At 61.7% G+C, this 16,925-nt stretch carries 14 protein-coding genes; 8 read left to right on the top strand and 6 right to left on the bottom strand.

Translation table 11 applies throughout. From position 1 onward, the window contains the following. Nucleotides 1-9: 9 nt before the first annotated feature. The 3 genes from ACFPN2_RS32940 to ACFPN2_RS32930 all read right to left on the bottom strand — a co-directional run bounded on the left by ACFPN2_RS32940 (nucleotide 10) and on the right by ACFPN2_RS32930 (nucleotide 1,747). Nucleotides 10-477, bottom strand: coding sequence for a protein-disulfide reductase DsbD domain-containing protein (locus tag ACFPN2_RS32940; protein ID WP_380604689.1), 468 nt, complete (start codon nucleotides 475-477; stop codon nucleotides 10-12). Between the two features lie 150 nt (nucleotides 478-627). Then, nucleotides 628-1,302, bottom strand: coding sequence for a response regulator transcription factor (locus ACFPN2_RS32935; RefSeq protein WP_380604687.1), 675 nt, complete (start codon nucleotides 1,300-1,302; stop codon nucleotides 628-630). A gap of 13 nt (nucleotides 1,303-1,315) precedes the next feature. Then, nucleotides 1,316-1,747 carry a DUF6152 family protein gene (locus ACFPN2_RS32930; RefSeq protein ID WP_380604685.1) on the bottom strand — a complete coding sequence of 144 codons (432 nt, stop codon included), beginning with the start codon at nucleotides 1,745-1,747 and terminating at the stop codon, nucleotides 1,316-1,318. Between the two features lie 268 nt (nucleotides 1,748-2,015). Between ACFPN2_RS32930 and ACFPN2_RS32925 the strand changes: the two genes are divergently transcribed. The 3 genes from ACFPN2_RS32925 to ACFPN2_RS32915 are packed head-to-tail and all read left to right on the top strand — an operon-like array spanning nucleotide 2,016 to nucleotide 5,091. After that, nucleotides 2,016-2,948, top strand: coding sequence for a hypothetical protein (locus ACFPN2_RS32925; RefSeq protein ID WP_380604683.1), 933 nt, complete (start codon nucleotides 2,016-2,018; stop codon nucleotides 2,946-2,948). Between the two features lie 14 nt (nucleotides 2,949-2,962). Further along, nucleotides 2,963-3,850 carry a hypothetical protein gene (locus ACFPN2_RS32920; RefSeq protein ID WP_380604681.1) on the top strand — a complete coding sequence of 296 codons (888 nt, stop codon included), beginning with the start codon at nucleotides 2,963-2,965 and terminating at the stop codon, nucleotides 3,848-3,850. Continuing rightward, on the top strand, nucleotides 3,847-5,091 hold the full coding sequence (locus ACFPN2_RS32915) for a dipeptidase (RefSeq protein ID WP_380604679.1): 1,245 nt from the start codon (nucleotides 3,847-3,849) through the stop codon (nucleotides 5,089-5,091). The genes ACFPN2_RS32920 and ACFPN2_RS32915 overlap by 4 nt, the downstream gene beginning before the upstream one ends. A 54-nt stretch (nucleotides 5,092-5,145) precedes the next feature. Here ACFPN2_RS32915 and ACFPN2_RS32910 read toward each other — a convergent pair whose 3' ends face one another. Then, nucleotides 5,146-7,503, bottom strand: coding sequence for a TonB-dependent receptor domain-containing protein (locus tag ACFPN2_RS32910; RefSeq protein ID WP_380604677.1), 2,358 nt, complete (start codon nucleotides 7,501-7,503; stop codon nucleotides 5,146-5,148). A 242-nt stretch (nucleotides 7,504-7,745) separates the two neighbouring features. Here ACFPN2_RS32910 and ACFPN2_RS32905 point away from each other — a divergent pair, with 242 nt between their 5' ends. Together ACFPN2_RS32905 and ACFPN2_RS32900 are read left to right on the top strand one after the other, a co-directional pair. Next, a complete protein-coding gene (locus tag ACFPN2_RS32905) occupies nucleotides 7,746-8,885 on the top strand; it encodes a PepSY-associated TM helix domain-containing protein (protein ID WP_380606719.1) in 1,140 nt (379 codons plus the stop codon). Then, nucleotides 8,882-9,088: a hypothetical protein gene (locus ACFPN2_RS32900; protein WP_380604675.1), complete on the top strand. Its 207-nt coding sequence runs from the start codon at nucleotides 8,882-8,884 to the stop codon at nucleotides 9,086-9,088. Before ACFPN2_RS32905 ends, ACFPN2_RS32900 begins: the two co-directional genes overlap by 4 nt. 30 nt (nucleotides 9,089-9,118) lie before the next feature. On the opposite strand, the gene ACFPN2_RS32895 is transcribed toward ACFPN2_RS32900, so the two are convergent. Both ACFPN2_RS32895 and ACFPN2_RS32890 read right to left on the bottom strand, forming a co-directional pair. Then, nucleotides 9,119-10,729: an N-acyl-D-amino-acid deacylase family protein gene (locus ACFPN2_RS32895; RefSeq protein WP_380606717.1), complete on the bottom strand. Its 1,611-nt coding sequence runs from the start codon at nucleotides 10,727-10,729 to the stop codon at nucleotides 9,119-9,121. Beyond that, nucleotides 10,729-12,186, bottom strand: a complete 1,458-nt coding sequence (locus tag ACFPN2_RS32890; protein ID WP_380604673.1) for a serine hydrolase domain-containing protein — start codon at nucleotides 12,184-12,186, stop codon at nucleotides 10,729-10,731. The genes ACFPN2_RS32895 and ACFPN2_RS32890 overlap by 1 nt, the downstream gene beginning before the upstream one ends. Before the next feature lie 195 nt (nucleotides 12,187-12,381). Here ACFPN2_RS32890 and ACFPN2_RS32885 point away from each other — a divergent pair, with 195 nt between their 5' ends. The 3 genes from ACFPN2_RS32885 to ACFPN2_RS32875 all read left to right on the top strand — a co-directional run bounded on the left by ACFPN2_RS32885 (nucleotide 12,382) and on the right by ACFPN2_RS32875 (nucleotide 16,899). Further along, complete coding sequence (locus ACFPN2_RS32885) at nucleotides 12,382-12,966, top strand: RNA polymerase sigma factor (protein ID WP_380604671.1); 585 nt, start codon at nucleotides 12,382-12,384, stop codon at nucleotides 12,964-12,966. Then, on the top strand, nucleotides 12,956-13,936 hold the full coding sequence (locus tag ACFPN2_RS32880; protein WP_380604669.1) for a FecR family protein: 981 nt from the start codon (nucleotides 12,956-12,958) through the stop codon (nucleotides 13,934-13,936). Before ACFPN2_RS32885 ends, ACFPN2_RS32880 begins: the two co-directional genes overlap by 11 nt. A gap of 116 nt (nucleotides 13,937-14,052) precedes the next feature. Further along, on the top strand, nucleotides 14,053-16,899 hold the full coding sequence (locus ACFPN2_RS32875) for a TonB-dependent receptor domain-containing protein (protein WP_380604667.1): 2,847 nt from the start codon (nucleotides 14,053-14,055) through the stop codon (nucleotides 16,897-16,899). The last annotated feature ends 26 nt before the right edge of the window (nucleotides 16,900-16,925 follow it).

The raw sequence follows: 16,925 nt of genomic DNA, 5'->3' as shown, positions 1-16,925 counted from the left end.
TTGTGATGATCAATTCAATCGCACCGAGAACGGCTCTTTGAACAGCAGGCAGACGCCGTCCTTCTCCTGGCAGGTCTGGCCGTCGATGCGTCCGGTCACGTTCGTTCCAGTCTTCAGCACACGCACCTTCTGACGGAACTCGGCGCGGCTGGCAAAATAGGTGTACTCGGTGCCGAAGACTTTATCCTTGCGACGCTGCGACTGGACGGCAGTAACCGGACCTTGCAGTTCGACAGAATCATTCGCTTCGAACACGAACTTCGCCGGGCGCGGGCCCAGCTCAGCGGCGAAGTCGGACGAATAAAGAATCTGTCCTTCGGGAATCGCGGCGGAGAACACGATCTCCACCTCATCGCCGGCGTTGACCTTACTCGGCTCGACACGCCATTGCCACTGCAGACCGGTCTCATCGGCCCACGCGGACGACAAAGCGGCCAGTGCCAGCGTTCCGGCCAGCAGAAGCGGGCGCAGGTTCATGATTCAGCTCCGATGTTTGCAGGCGCGCAGCACCCGATGATTTGAAGATATCGGCGCCGCGGTCACGGCGTCAGTCGATTCAGGGCGAAATATCAGTCACAGAACCAAACGATGCATGTCGAGAACGATTTGTTATATCGACGGCGCGGCTCACTCGACGACAAACCTGTAGCCGGCGCCCGCGGTGGTCTGAAGCACGCGGGGGTTGGAAGGATCCTGCTCCATCTTCTGCCGCAACCGATAGATGAGTTGTTTCAATGTGTGGCGCTCATGCGCGCTGGCGCGTCCCCACAAGTGGCGGGCGATCTGCTCGGTGAGAATGGTCCGGCCGGGGCTGTTCAGGAACAGCCCGACCATCTTGGTCTCGAGCGAGGTCAATCGAAACGGCGCGTCGCCGCCGAGTTGCAGCGTGCGTTGCGTGGGATCGAAGCGGGCCACGCCGGTTTCGACAAATGCCGCGGGCGGGCTTTCCGTCCGTCGAACGAGCGAGCGTATTCTCGCGAGCAGAATGCGTGGGCTGAAGGGCTTGGTGACAAAGTCATCGGCACCGCTGTCCAACGCCGCAACCAGATCGTCTTCGCGATTGCGAGCAGTGAGCATCATGATGGGAATGGTCGAGCGCTGCCGGATCTCTCGGCACACGGCCAGCCCATCCAGCTGCGGCATGGTGAAATCCAGCAGCGCGAAGTCCGGCAGCTCTCGTTGAAACGTTGCGAGCGCCCCGGAGCCATCCACGGCCGTGAGGACCTCGTAGCCAGCCTGGCTCAACGAGAACTGCAGCAGGCCGAGCAGCTCCGTGTCGTCATCCGCGACCAGAATTCTCATGAGGGTGGTGAGATCAGCCGGAAGGCGGGCGGGCTCCCGCGGCTTCGCCGGGGCCGCCATCGCCCGGAGTGCCGCCGCTGACGACTTTGCCATCGGGCAATGTCACGCGCCGCGCATCGATGATCTTACCGCCGGCTTTGGCCAGATAGCCGTCGACGATGAGCGTGTCGCCGATCTTGATGTCGCTCTTGTTGAAGCCGCGACGGGACAACGCGCCCGGGCCGGCGCCTTCGCAGGCCCAGGTGGAAACGTTGCCATCCTTGCCGGTCACTTCCAGATGAAAGTAAGAATGCGGATTGGTCCATTCCACTCGAATCAGCTTGCCGACCAAGCGCACGGGCTTCGCGGCATCGTACATGGCAGCAAACGAGTGATGCGCCTGAGCTGAGCCGAACGACACCGCAGCGAGCGCGGCGCCGAGCACGAACGAGTTGCGAAGGTTCATGGAAGCATCCGTCGATGTAAGAACAATATACGTTTGTTCACAGTACCACGCGCGCGGCGCGAGTCGAGTCGCGCGGTATGCGGTCACCGAAACGGATTGGAGAACGTCGCTTTCCGGTCACAAACGGCACATTTGTTTGATCAGCTGAGTAACGACGCGGAACGAGCCGCGGCGGTCGCGTAGAACGTGCGCATTTGTGGTGTCATGGTCGCTTCCAGATGTATCGAAAGAGGGCGACGAAGATATGTTTGCTTTCCGGTGCCGGCCGATGCTGGCGGCAGTTGTGACTTTATTCGCGCAGGTCGGATTGGCCCAAACGTTGCCGCCCTCAGCGGAGGTGCTGCTGGGTAAGGAATATCGCGGCCCGAACGTGCCGACGCCGCGTGACGCGGAAGGCAAGCCGCTGTTGACCGGTTACTGGAAGCTGCTGCACGAGACCGGCAAGCCCGATGGCAACCTGGGCAAGGACGAGCCTGGCTTTCGCCTGCCGTACAGCGCGCGGGGCGAGCAGGTCCTGCGAAACAATCTCACCAAAGTCGTCGACCCCGAAGCCCGATGCATCATCACGGGCATTCCGCGCCTGCTGACCAGCGTGCTGCCGTTCGAGATCCTGCACACGCCGAAACGTCTCGGCACGTTTCATCAGCTCAGCTGGCACCGCTGGGTATGGCTCGACGGCCGCAAGCTCGAAGACGATCCGGACCCGGAATATCTGGGCAACGCGGTCGGGCATTGGGAAGGCGATGAGCTGGTGGTCGAATCCATCGGCTTCCAGGACAGCGCCGACGGCCGCGTCTGGCTGGACGACAACGGCAATCCGCAAAGTGCCAAGGCTCGCGTCATCGAGCGCTGGTCGCGTCCAAACTTTCATCATCTGAATCTCTCGCTGACCTATATCGATACCGAGTACTACAGCAAACCCATCCACTATCGACGCAGCTGGGTGATTGGCGCGCCAGGCGAGGGACTGAAGGAGTTCTCGTGCGAATGGAACACGCCGTGGGTCGTGACTCACCTGGAGCCGGGCCCGGGCGTCATCGGCCCCAATGGCAATCGCGGCTACGGTCCGAACTTCCAGATCGTGCCCGATCTGCCGCTGGGCTCGGTGAGCTCTTCGCGAGGCACGGCGTATTGGTTGTTCCGTCCGAACAAACCCAAGCCGTCGGATCTGCCATCGCCGCCGTCCGCTGCCGCACGATAAAGAGAGTCACGCACATGCTGAACATTCATCGCTTCACAGGCGGCGCACTGCTCGCGTCGCTGTCCTTGATGGCCAGTGCCCAGACTCCACCCGACGGCGATCAAACGTCGCAACTGATGCGCGGCCAGGCTTATACGGGTCCGGCGCAACCAACACCGCGAGGCCTCGATGGGAAACCCGATCTCACTGGATTCTGGCGTCCATTGAAAGAACCGGGCAAGCCTGGCGGCAATCTGGGCAAGGACGAGCCGAACTTCATTCTGCCGTTCAACGAGGTGGGCAAGCGCGCATTGATCTACACGCAGAACCATACCGTCGATCCGGAAGCTCAGTGCATTCTCGGCGGCATTCCTCGTCACAACGGCAGCGGTCTGCCGTTTGAGATTCTGCATACACCGCAGCGGCTCGCCACGACGTACAACTACAACACGTCGCGACTGGTCACCATCGATCCGAAGCTGAAGCACGGTAAGAACCTGGAGCCGTTGTACTTCGGCCATCCGATCGCGCATTGGGAAGGCGACACGCTGGTCATCGAGACGCGAGGCCTGAAGGACAGCGTCAAGGATCGGATCTGGCTGGACGAGAACGGCAACCCCACCAGCGACCAGACCGTTGTGATCGAGCGCTGGTCGCGGCCCGACTATCACCACCTCAAGCTCGAGATGACGGTGACCGACCTCGAGTACTACTCGCGACCGTTCACGTTCAAGCGCACCTGGGCGCGTGCCGACGAGGGACTGGGCCAGAAAGAATATGCATGTAACGAGAGCAACTTGTCAGGTGAGTTAATCGGACCCGGTGCCGGCGTGATCGGGCCGGACGGCAACCGTGGATTCGGCTACAGTGAGCCGCTCCCCGACGTGCCGCCGGGGCCCGAAGCTTACGAGACCAAAGAATGAAATCGATGTTGATGTGGGCCTGCCGTCTGTCGCTGACAGCGGCAGCCTTGATGAGCGTTTCCACACAAGCGCAGAGCGCGACCGATGAGGCCGAAGCACGGCGCCTGCACGAGCGGATGCTGGTGCTGGACACGCATCTGGATGCGCCCGCCAATTTCGTGAAGCCCGGCTGGAACATCACCGATCGCCATTCTTACGACGATGACCGCTCGCAAGTCGACCTGCCGCGCATGGTCGAAGGCGGGCTCGATGGCGGGTTCTGGGCGATTTACACGGGGCAGGGGCCGCGGACGCCGGAGGGCTTTGCCGCTGCTCGTGACACGGCGTTGCTCCGGGCGCTGAGCATTCATCAGATCGTCGACCGTTATCCGCAGAGCTTTGAACTGGCGCTTACGTCCGCCGATGCTGCTCGCATCGCCACCCAGGGAAAGCGAGTGGTCTATCTGAGCATCGAGAATGGCTATCCGCTGGGACTGGATCCGTCGTTGTTGCGGACGTTTTATTCGCTCGGCGTGCGCTTGTTCGGGCCGGTGCATTTCCGAAACAACGATCTCGCCGACTCGGCGACGGACCCCGCGAAGGAGTGGAACGGCTTGAGCCCGCTGGGCAAGCAACTGGTCGTCGAAGCCAATCGGCTCGGCATCGTGCTGGATGCGTCGCATGCGTCCGACGACGTGCTCGATCAGCTGATCGAGCTGTCCCGGACGCCGGTGCTGTTGTCGCACTCGGGATGCCGGGCGGTGTTCAATCACCCTCGCAATGTTGACGACGATCGACTCCGCAAGCTGGCCGCGAGCGGCGGGGTGATCCAGATGAACTCGCTGGGCGCCTACATGAAACAAATTCCGCCGAACCCCCAGCGGGACAAGGCGCTCGCCGCACTGAATGCGAAATACGGACCAGCCGACAATGTGCCGGCGGATAAGGTGGCGGAGCGACGCGCGGCTCGTCAGGCCATCGACAAGCAATATCCGGCGGAACGGGCGACGTTCGAAGATTTCATGAATCATCTACTGCATGCATTGCGGCTCGTCGGACCGGAGCATGTCGGTATCGGCGCCGATTGGGATGGCGGTGGTGGCGTCGTCGGGATGGACGACATCACCGCGCTTCCGAAAATCACGGCACGGCTGCTGAAGGAAGGCTATAGCGCGGCGGACATCGAGAAGATCTGGAGCGGCAACGCGTTACGCGTGCTGAAGGCCGCCGAGGACTATGCGAAGCGTGCAGGAACGGAGTGATCGATCGATGGGACCCGCGCACGCATCCTTGCGCACGCGGGCTTTCCTCAATCATTAGAACTTTGCCGTCAGAGTCGCCTGGTAGGTGCGATCCGGGCCGGGCCGGAACGTCGCCGCACCGGTAACCACCGTGGTGATCGTGCCGAGATAATCCTTGTCGGTGAGATTGTCGACATTGAAGCGCAACTTCAGATCGCGCACCGGCCCGAGATCCAGTCCTTCGCCGCCGAGATCCACATAGGCGTTGTAGATGGTGTAGCCGCCGATCTGCTCGGCATTCAAGTAGTCGCTGTATCGGCTGCTCAAGTAGCGCGCCGACAGATTCACGACGACCCAGGACGACGGCTCGAACGTCACGCCCGACTGAAGCACATACTTGGCGTTATCCGGCAGTCGATTGCCCTTGATCGGCAGACTGGTCAGCGCGCCGCCGGTGTTGAGATTGGTGGTGGCGTAGTTGTCCTGAAATTCCGCGACGTTGTAGGTGAGGTTGGCGTTGAAGTACACCTTCTCTTGCAGGAGGTGCGGCTTCCAGACGCCGCTCAGCTCGGCGCCATAAGCTTCCACGGCGCCGACGTTCGCATAGAACGTTTCGGTGCGGCCACCGCCGCCCGCCACCGTGACGCTGTACGCCTGCAAAAAGTTCTCGAACGATGTTTGATAGATCGCCAGCGCGGCGTTGAACGTGGGCCGGTTGGTGCGATAGCCGATCTCGACATTCTTGGACGTTTCCGCATCCAGGGTCTGGATCACGAGCGGATTGTCCGGGCCCGCGAACACATCGTCGGCGCCACGAGGTAGAGCCAGGTTCTCGGAGTAGGACGCGAAGATCTGATCGGTGGCATTCACCGAGAACACCGCGCCGACCTGCGGCAGGAACGAATCGTCCCAACTATCGACGATGCGCGCTCGACGGCGGGCGATGTAATCGGCGGCGTTGCGATAGCCCTCGATTTCGTAGTCCAGATTCAGCGCTTTGAAGCCCACCTCGAGCTGCAACCGATCGTCGAGCAGCGACAACGTATCTTTCACGAAGACCTGCAAAGAGTCGCGCTCTGAAGTGTGGTCGCGTTGCAAGTGGACAGGTTCATTGAGCAGCGGCTGACCGGCGGGGTTGCCGCCCACCTGGTTGTAGCGCGCCTGCGTGCGGTGATAGTCATCGACTTCGTACCACGCACCGACCTGCAATGTGTGAATACCCACTTCGTATTCCAGACGGGTGCTGATGCCGCTACGATCGCCCGAAATAGTCGACAGGCCATACTGCAGGCCGCGCGGCGCGACCAGGCCGGGCACGAAGGGAGCTTCGGAGTTGTAACGTGCAATGGACGTCGAGTACGCCTCCGGCGACACGCCATAGCCGTCCTTGTCCTCATAGTAAAGAGCGGTCGTCAGGTGCCATCGCTCGCCGAGCTGCACCCGATCGGTCAGCCCGAACAAATAATCGGTCCGTTGATTGATGGCCTGCTGGTAATACTGGTTGTAGCCCGTGTTGGAGTAGGCCACACCGGCGACGCTCGGCGGCAGATCCGGCACGTAGCCCAGATATGCAAAGTAACGACCGCTGCGGCCGAACAGATCGTTGGCCGTGCCCGCGTACTGCGCTTTGGTGATGGCCGGTGTGTCGTAGTCGAAGAAGTCGTTGTACACGGCCTGGAACGTGAGGTCGTGGGTGTCGCTGAATCGATAGCGAAGTTTCGCTTCGATGTGCTCGCGATCGATCGAGCCCGGGCCGCGCCACAAATCGCCGTCGATCTTGGAACGGCTCAGGTAGCCGGAGAAGCCGCCGATTTCGCCGCTTTCCACCTTGATGAAGGAGCGACGCAGGTCGTCGCTGCCAATGGTCTGCGCGAGCGTGACGCCGAAGTCCGCCGCGGGATCGACGCTCAGATATTGAACGATCGGGCCGAGCGACGCATAGCTGGCTCTGGAAACATCGCCGGCGCCCTGCGAGGCCGCGACCCGGCCCAGGTTTTCGTTGTCGACGTAACGAAAGATCGGGCTGCCGCCGAACTGATCGGAGCGGCCCATGGGAATCTCATCGAGCAGGAAGCCGATCTGTTGAAAATTGAAGGCGCGCACGAACACGGAGTTACCGAACTCATAAAGACCGAGCGCGTCGTTCGCCTGCACGTTGAAGCCGGGCAACGACTCCAGCATCTTCAAGCCGGAGATGCCGGAAGGCGCGGAGAGCAGAGCTTCACGTGTCACTGAGATCGTGTTGCTGATGGAGTCGGTGCCGATCGCAGCGGATGCTTCTGAGATTCGGCGACCGGTGACCACCACTTGTTCGACATCTTCGGCGGCGAAGCTCGCCGTACTGACGACACTAATTAACAACGCGCCGCTGACGAGGCGCGAAACAAAACGATCGGTCACGAGGACTCCCCGGTCGATGGCCAGAACAAACATTTGTCAGCAAACATTGGTGGGTGGGGCAGGGGATGTCCAACCACCGATGGCTATATGCGCGCGTCGTGTCGTTATGTGACTGGCCGGTCACGTGGAAACCGGGGTTACTGACCGGATCCTGACCGGAGCGTCAACATTTTCCAGCGAATCTGAGACTTGGTCCGGCGGCCAAATGATAATGGTTTGCATTGGCGCCGGGTCTGACGGTATAAAGGGCGCTTCTCCCCGGGATGGTCGACATGCTGAGCGCGTCCTCGATTCGACGTTGGTATTGGGTGCACAAGTGGACCAGTCTGGTGTCCACGCTGTTCCTGCTCATGTTGTGCATCACCGGGCTGCCGTTGATTTTCTATCATGAGATCGATCATGCGACCGGCTACTCGGTGGAACCTCCGGAACGCCCGGGCGTCACCAGCACCGTCAGTCTCGATCAGATCGTTTCCTCCGCGCAGGCCAAGCGACCGCAGGATGTGGTGACGTTTGTTTCACGCGATCCCGACGAACCGAATGCATGGTTCGTGTCCATGGCCGAGACCCCGAACGCCCCCGAGGCTTCGGCGTTTTATATGTTCGATGCGCGCACCGGCGATTTCCTGCATGAGTATCCGCTCAATCAGGGCTTCATGAATTTCATGTTCCGCCTGCACTACGACATGTTCACGGGCCTGCCGGGCACGTTGTTCCTCGGCTTCATGGGATTGCTGCTCGCGGCGTCATTGGTGTCGGGCACGGTGGTTTACGGGCCGTTCATGCGCAAGCTGCCGTTCGGTACGGTCCGGCACGGTCGTTCGACGCGGCTGAAGTGGCTCGATCTGCATAATCTGCTCGGCATCGCGACGTTGATGTGGGTGCTGACGGTGGGAGTGACCGGCGTCATCAACACGCTGGCGATTCCGATTCTCGGACTGTGGCAGCAGACCGAGATGGGCGAAATGACGGCGAAATATAAAAATGAGCCGCCGGTCCAGCAGCTCGCTTCAGCTGACGCCGCGGTGAAGACTGCGCTCGCGGTGGCGCCTGGCACCGAGCTGAGCTTCATGGCGTTTCCCGGCACCGCTTTTTCGAGCCCGCATCACTACGTCGCTTTCATGCATGGCGCGACCCCGATCACGTCGAAGTTGCTGACGCCGGTATTGGTCGATGCGGCGAATGGCAATTTTGTGGATAGCCGCTCGATGCCCTGGTACGTCAAGGCGCTGCTGGTCTCGCAACCGCTGCATTTCGGCGATTACGGCGGCATGGTGTTGAAGATTCTCTGGGCGCTGCTCGATGTGCTCGCGATCGTCGTGCTCGGCAGTGGCGTGTATCTGTGGATCAAGAAGCGCAACGTGCCCATCGAAGCACGCTTGGGCACGCTCGCTGCCGAAGGGGCAGCGTCGTGAGTGCGAAAGAGCGCGTCGATGTTTGGACCGCGCCCATCGTTCTGGGTGCGTTGACGGCGGTGGGCCTGATTTCCGCGCTGGTGTCGGACGACGCGGGTGATGTGCTCGCGTGGCTCACGTTGGGCGTGCCGGTCGCCGTCGTGCTGTGGTATGTGCCACGACGTCAACCCAAGTCGGCCGTCAGCAGGAACGATTCGATATGACGGCGGCGAGGCGGCCGCCGTCATGGCCGATTAGTTGACGAGCGACGACACCTTCTGCGGGCAACTGCCTTTGGCTTCATGACGCAGCAGTTTGCCGGCGGCGATGCCGGTGAGTTTGCCGCCGTCAATGGCCAGCTGGCCGTTGACCAGCAACTGAGTCACCCCTTCAGACAGCTCGCGCGGATGTAAATAGTCCGCCTTTGGCGCGTACCGCTTCGGATCGAACACGAGGACATCGGCGAAGTAACCTTCGCGCAGATAGCCGCGAGCTTTGAGGCTCAGGAGATCGGCGGTCCGACCGGTCGAGCTGCGAATGAATTCGCCCAGCGTGATCACGCCTTTCTGCACGTACTCGCGATATTTCTGCGGAAACGTGGCGAACTGACGCGGATGGCCCGACGAGCCGTCCGAGCTGGTCACGACCCAGGGCTGGTGCATGAAGCGAATGACATCGTCGTTGTCCATGTTGAACGAGACCGCCGCGTCGCGGCCATCGCGGATTACAAACAACGCGGCATCGATGGGCTCTTCGCCGCGCTCGCGCGCCAGCTCGCCGAGCTTCTTGCCATGCCAGGGCGAGCTGGCCACGGTCAGCACCAGCGAGTCGGGCCCGCCACGACGGCGCAAGTTCTCGCGCATTTCCGTGCGAATCTTCTGCAGGGTCGCGTTGTTGTCCAACCGTTTCAGCAGAGCGGGGCGCCCGCCATCGACGGCCCAGCGAGGCAGCAGCGACGCGCTCAATCCCGTGCCCGAGGCGAGCCAGGGATATTGATCCGCAGTGACGACTTGCCCGGCGGCGCGTGCTTCGTTGATCAACTTGATCACATCATCCGCTTCGCCATGCACGTCGACGCCGAGTGCCTTGATGTGCGCGAAGTGCACGGGCAATCCAGCCTCGCGACCGATGCGCAATACTTCGCGCGTGGAGCCGAGCAGGCCGATGGAATAAGACGACTCATCTCTTTGATGCGTGTCGTAGATGCCGCCTCGTGTGGCGGCCTCCCGAGCCACCGCGATCACTTCTTCGGTTTTCGCAAAGCTCTGCGGCGCGTAAAACAAACCAGTCGACAAACCGAAGGCGCCCTGACACATGCCATCGGCGACCATGGACTGCATCCGCTGTAACTCTTGGGCGGTGGGGGCGCGTGCGTCTTGCTCGAGCACGCTTTGACGGATGCGTCCAAAGCCGACGTAGGCGCCCAGGTTCAGGCCGACGCCGTCCTTCTTGATCCGCGCATCTTCCGCATCGAGATCGGGTGTGCCGGCGCCGTCGACGCCGATCATCAAGGTCGTCGCGCCTTGAAACAACCAGGCGGCCGTCAAGCGCTGGGTCGGATCGTTGGAGCGAATGAACTCGTCCGGATGGGTGTGCGGGTCGATGAAACCGGGTGCCACGATCTTGCCGGTGGCGTCGATGATCTTGCCGGCGGAGAATTTCTCCTGCGCCTTGCTACCGACATAGACGATTCGATCGCCACGAATCACCACATCGCCGACCCGGGACGCGGCGTCACTGCCGTCGTGAACCGTGCCATTGACGATGATGAGGTCGCTCTGTTCCTTGGCGAATGCCGGCGATCCGGCACAAGCCGCACTGATGGCCGCCGCCAACCAGCATGCACGCATGGTTGCGGATGCCATCACGGCGCCACTCGCGTGAATTTCACGCCGCCTTCGAGCCGGCCGGTTTCGAGCACGAACCCTGTGATGGCGTTGTCGGCGCCGCGTTCCAGTCGCAGCTTGCCGAACTCACCTCGCAGTACATCCGGCGAGTCGAGCAATATTCCGGAGAAGCCTTCCGGGCGGCCGCCGCTGACAAAATCGGAGAACACATCGACCGCGAGGCTGTCGCCGTCGCGCATGAAGCGATAGTCGGCGTCGATTTCTTCCGAGCGATACAGCGCCGTGCCGACGCCGAGTGCAGTCAACGTGTCCGCAGGAATCGGTTGCCGGGTATCGGCGGGCTTCACTCGCTCTTCCGGTTTGGGCTTGGGCCCGGAGAACGCCTTCGGATACAGCGCCTCGACAACGCGCAGGTTATAGCCGCCCGGGTTATCGGCGATATTGCAGATCGAGACCACGCTCGCCTTGAGCTTGGGGAACGTCATGTAGTTGCTGGTGAACGCCGCATGGCCGCCGCTGTGTTCGACGATCGGTTGTCCGCGCAGCGTGCCGACGCGCAGACCGCTGGCGTAGCTGAGACCGTTACCGGCATCGATGAGCTTGCCATCGTTGAGGACGCCGGGCGTCAACATGATCTGCCGCGTTTTCTCGGTCCAGATCTTGTGACCGACGTGGAAGTCGTGATCGTACTTCGCCATGTCATTCACGCTGCTCATCAGTCCGCCAGAGCCACTGAAGCCCGGATAGGTATCGCGGACCGCGTAGCCGGCGCCGTCTCGAACATAGCCGTGCGCGAGGTTGGCGCCGCCCGGATTGGCGCCGTAACGGAAGTAGCTGCTCTTCATGCCAAGCGGTTCGAGAATGCGCTTGCGGGCGAACTCATCGAAGCGCTCTCCCGCAGCCCGCTCCACCACCTGGGCCAACAGGAAGTAACCGCCGTTGCTGTACGTATATTGCGCGCCCGGGGTGAAGTTCAGGGATTTCTGGCGAACCATCATTCGCAACACTTCCGGCGGCATCAGAGTTTCATAGCTCTGCGTGCCGGCCAGCGAGAACAGGCCGAGCACTTCGCGGGCGCCGCTGGTGTGATTCATCAAGCGACGCACGGTGACCGGCGTTGCATAGCGCGGCAGCTCCGGCAGCCATTTGCGGATGTCGTCGTCGAGGCCGAGCTTGCTGTCCTCGATCAGCTTGGCCGCCGCGAGCGAGGTGAACTGCTTGCTCACCGAAGCCATGTAGAAAACGGTGTCCGCGGTCAGCGGCGCCTTCGTGGCCAGATCGGCGAGGCCGTAATTCCGAAGCAAGGCCGTCTCGCCGTTGCGGAACACGCCGACCGAGCAGCCGGGGCGGTCGCCGTTGAACGGCGCGAATATTTCATCCACGACGGCGGTGTCCGGGAGGTTTTTTTCTCGTGCGGAGGCGCAGGCCTGGCTGACGGCGATCGTGCAGACGATGGAGACTAATAGACGCTTCACGGACACCCCTCGTAGTAAAGCGAACAACGCGATCATTCCATTGTTGCCTGCCGAACCGCCAGAGCGTGTGGGAAATTTCTTCGGTGATGCATAACCCGAATGCATACCTCGTCAACTCGCCGGCTAATGACTCGCAACGAATTGCCGGATTACTCTGCGTCGACTGTCTATCTCTTTATGTCGCCCGACTCTCAGTTGACATCGACTGTGGAAACGCCGTCCAGCAGCGACGACGCGCGCGTCCAAACGGTGCAGCACCTGATCCAGCTGCACCATCGCGCGCTGCATGCGTTCCTCATGACTCGCGTGCGCGATTCGCAGGAGGCGAAGGAAGTCGCGCAAGAGGCGTACGTGCAGCTGTTGCAGCTCGATCGGCCCGACGCGATCGGTTTCCTGCGCGCCTACCTGTTCAAGACCGCCGCCAACATCGCCATCAATCGAGCCAAGCAACGACGAGTGCGGGGCGCGCTCGATCGGCTGGACGATCCGGCACCGCCGGTGGATTGGCTCAGCCCCGATCGTCATGTGTTGGGTCGACAACAACTGTGGCTGCTCCGCCGTGCGCTGGTCGAGCTGCCGCCGAACTGCCGGCGGGCCTTCATCCTGTACCGCTTCAAGGAATGGAGTCAGGAGCAGATCGCCAACGAGCTGGGTGTCAACGAGCGCATGGTGCGCAACTACCTGGCGCGAGCCGGGCTGTACTGCAAGTTGCGCGTACGCGGCTGCACGCCGGCGGAAGCCAAGGCTCAGCTAAAGGAACAAAAGGTCAATGACGTATAGAGTGGACGTGGCGGAACTGGAAGCCGCGTGGCTCTGGGTCTTGCGCCTGCGCGACGAGCAGGCTACGCAGGACGATCTCGCCGAGTGGCTGCGCTGGTATCAAGCCGACGAGCGTCATCGCCTCGCGTTCGAGGAGATGCAATCGTTCTGGCACGAGTGCGGACGATTGATCGGCGACGACGAGGCCGCCAGTGTGGCCGCGCTGCTCGCGGGACGCTCGACGCCTGACGAGCGCTCTCAGCCGAGTGGGTGGCGCCGCCGTTGGCCAACACTCGCCGCGAGTTTGCTGATTGTGACTGCGACGCTTGGATGGTTGGTGAGCGCTCATTGGTCTCCGCCGGCCGAGCCCATCGCCGAAGTGCGTCAAACATCGCTGCCGGACGGCTCCACCGTCGATCTCGCCGCCCGATCGACGGTGAGCTCGCATTACAGTGAGGATCTGCGATTGCTGGTCATGGAGGGCGAGACGGGCGAAGCGTATTTCTCCGTGGCTCGCAATCCGCAGCGACCGTTCGTCGTGCAAGTTGGAACCATGCAAGTGCGTGCGCTGGGGACCGCCTTCAATGTACGCCACGCCGACGATCGAGTCGTGGTGAGCGTGACCAAGGGCATCGTCGAAGTCTCGACGCCGAGCGGTAGCGCGAAGGTTGCCGCCGGCAATCGCATCGTGTGGGAAGTTTCGGGAGATTCGGTGCCGTCGATCACGCCGGCGACCGAGGCGAGCACGCTGGCCTGGCAGCAAGGCCGGCTCGAATATCACAACGAGCCGCTCGCGGCCGTGATCGCCGACGTCAATCGTTATTCGCATCAGCCCATCGTGATCGACGATTCAGCGGCGGGCGACATTCTTTTCTCGGGAACGGTGTTTACGCAGGCAACCGAGGCGTGGATCGACGCGCTTCCGCAAGTGTTTCCGGTGCAGCTCGAGCCACGCCTGACCGGCGGGCTGTCACTCAAGAAGCGGCAGTGACCCTCAGCACAGAAATCTGCAGGAGACATTTCCGCTTAGGAGCGCTCGCTTGTCTTGATGGAATGACACGGCAACGCGGCCGTGGCATCTCAACAAATAGTACGGGGAGATCGGTCATGTCGTCGTCCGCCATTCGTCATTTGTGCCGCGTGCTGAGCCGTCCGCTGGCGACCACCGCTGCGTTGGCTTGCAGTGTCGCCTGCTACGCGCAGGATCAAGGACTGGCTCGGGTTGTTTCATTCGGGATCGCGCCTCAGAAAGTGTCGACGGCGCTGATTCAGTTGTCGAATCAGGCGGGCGTGCAAGTGTTGATGCCCGCCGTGATCACTGACAACAAGAGCACTCGCGGCGTTCGCGGCAAGATGTCGGTCGAGCAGGCGCTCAATCAACTGCTCGAAGGCACGCAGCTGCGCTATCGCCTCACTGGCGAGAATGTCATCGGCATCGAAGCGCTGGAGACTGAAGCCGGCATGCGCACGCTGCCGTCGCTCCCGCACTATGCGGCGTTGAATGTCGCGTATGTCACCGAAGATGCGGGATATGGTTCGGGTAGCGGTCAGTCGTCGACAACAGCCAGCACCGCCGAAGTTCCCGAAGGCGTGCAAACCGTCATCGTCACGGGCACGCGTTTCAGCAATCGCACCGAGCTCGAATCGCCGGTGCCAGTGGACGTGCTGTCTCGAGAGAACTTGCGTAGCGGCGGCTACAACGACACGCCGTCGATGCTATCGGTGTTGGTGCCGTCCGCCTATTTCCCGCCGACCAGCACAGCGAACAGTGGCTCTTTCATGCGGCGCGTGCAGATTCGTGGACTCAACGCGTCGCAGGTGCTGGTTCTGGTCAACGGCAAGCGCAAGCATCTCGGCATCAACGGCAGCCTGGCTGCGGCGGACTTCAACTCTTTGCCGAGCAGTTCCATCGGTCATATCGAAGTGCTGCGCGATGGCGCCGCCGCTCAGTACGGCTCGGATGCAATCGCAGGCGTCGTGAACGTCATTCTGAGAAAAGATCTCGGCACTCAGGTCGAGACTTCGCTCGGGCAGACCTATAAAGGCGACGGCGAAGTCGCCGAGGTGTCGCTCGACAATGGCTTCGAGATCGGCGAAGGCGGGTTCGTGCACAGCTCGCTCTACTATCGCAAACGAGACAAGACCAACCGCCAGGGCTACGACAAGCGGCAGATGTACTTCGGCACGCGTAACGGCAACCCGATCATCTTCCCGACTACCAGCGCCAGCGACGCGACGCCGGTTCTGCAGCCGGGCGACACGTTCGATCCGCGCGAGTTCGCGATCGATCGATACAACACGTATCGGGTCGGCGATCCGGAGAGCGAGGACATGGGACTGTTCGTGAACAGCGAGCTGCCCATGGGCGAGCTCACGGGCTACGCGTTCGGCGGTTACATGCGTCGCGAAGTCGAAACGCCGTTTGTGTTCCGTGCGCCGCTCGATAACAACAATGTGCGCGCGATCTTTCCCGACGGTTTCCAACCTCTGATGGTCGGCATCGTCACCGATGGTTCGCTCACTGCGGGCGTGAAAGGCGCGCTGGGCGGCTGGGACTTCGATCTGAGTCAGGGCTGGGGCATGAACAATCTGCGGCCCTATCCGAGCAACACGTTGAATCCTTCGCTCGGCGTCGACAGCCCGACGACGTTCTTCGCGGGCAAATACACCATGCAGCAGGCAGTGACCAACTTCGATCTCACGCGCAGCCTCGAGATCGGCTGGCAGGCGCCGCTCGATATGGCGCTCGGCGCTGAATTTCGCTGGGACGGTTATGCGACGGAGCAGGGCAGTCCTTCCGGTTATATCCACGGCGGTGTCCCAGTGCTCGATGGCCCGAACGCCGGCACCATCACCGCCGCTGGCTCGCAAGGTTTCGGCTCGCTGCGACCGACCGACGAAGTCGACGTGGATCGGACCAGCTATGCCGTGTACGCCGATGTGGAAACCAAATTCTGGGAGCGCCTGACCGTGTCGGCGGCCGGACGCTACGAGAAGTTCAGCGACTTCGGCGACACGTTGAACGGCAAGCTCGCCCTGCGTTTCGCAGCGACCGATTGGCTGTCCTTCCGAGGCGGTGTCAGCACGGGATTCCGCGCGCCGTCGCTCGCCGATATCTATTACCTCAGCACCAGTTCCAGCTTCATCCAGGGCGTTTCGTATGTCACGCGCCGCTTCCCGCCGTCCGATCCGGTGGCGCGATTGATGGGGGCGAAGGATCTCGAGCCGGAGGAGTCGGAGAGCGTGAGCTTCGGTGTCGTGCTGGATGGCGGTCCGCACTTCAACCTGTCGGTCGATGTGTATCAGATCGAGGTGAGCGATCAGATCGTGTCGTCGAGCAACTTCAACGACGCGCGTGCGCGTGCGTTCTACGCGGCCAACGGTTATCCGAACATCAGCGGCGCCAGCTTCCCGACCAACGCGATCGACGCGAAAGTGGAAGGCCTCGATGTCACCGGCCGCTACACCATCGACTTCGACGCGAGCCAGCTGACCTTGACCGCGGCGATGAACTTCAACAATCGCGAAGTGACCCGGATCGCCTCGACGCCGGCCGAGCTGGCGGCCATCACGTCGATTCCGTTGTTCAACCGGGACAGCCTGATCACTTACTCTAAGGGCCAGCCGCGGCGCACGTTCAATTTCTCAGGCACGTACGAGCTCGGCGACTGGACCTTCTTTGCCCGAGCGCTCTACTACGGCGATTACTATTACGGCACTACCAATCCGATCTTCGACCAGACCTTCTCGGAGGAGTGGCTGGCGGACGTGAGTGTGGCCCGGCGCTTCGGCGACAGGTACACGGTGACGGTGGGAGCCAACAACGCCTTCGACCAGTATCCGGACGAATACATCGCGATCAACAACCCGCAAGGTCCGTTCCGATATCCGTCGGCGAGCCCGTTCGGCTACAACGGCGGCTATTACTATCTGCGCCTGCTCGCCAGGTTCTGAGGCGGGCATAACCGCGGGTTAAGTCA

The sequence above is a fragment of the Steroidobacter flavus genome (assembly GCF_042651805.1).
GTDB classification, from domain to species: Bacteria; Pseudomonadota; Gammaproteobacteria; order Steroidobacterales; family Steroidobacteraceae; genus Steroidobacter; species Steroidobacter flavus.
The sequence above is the reverse complement of the archived record's forward strand: the minus strand, read 5'-3'. Positions and strand labels throughout refer to the sequence as shown.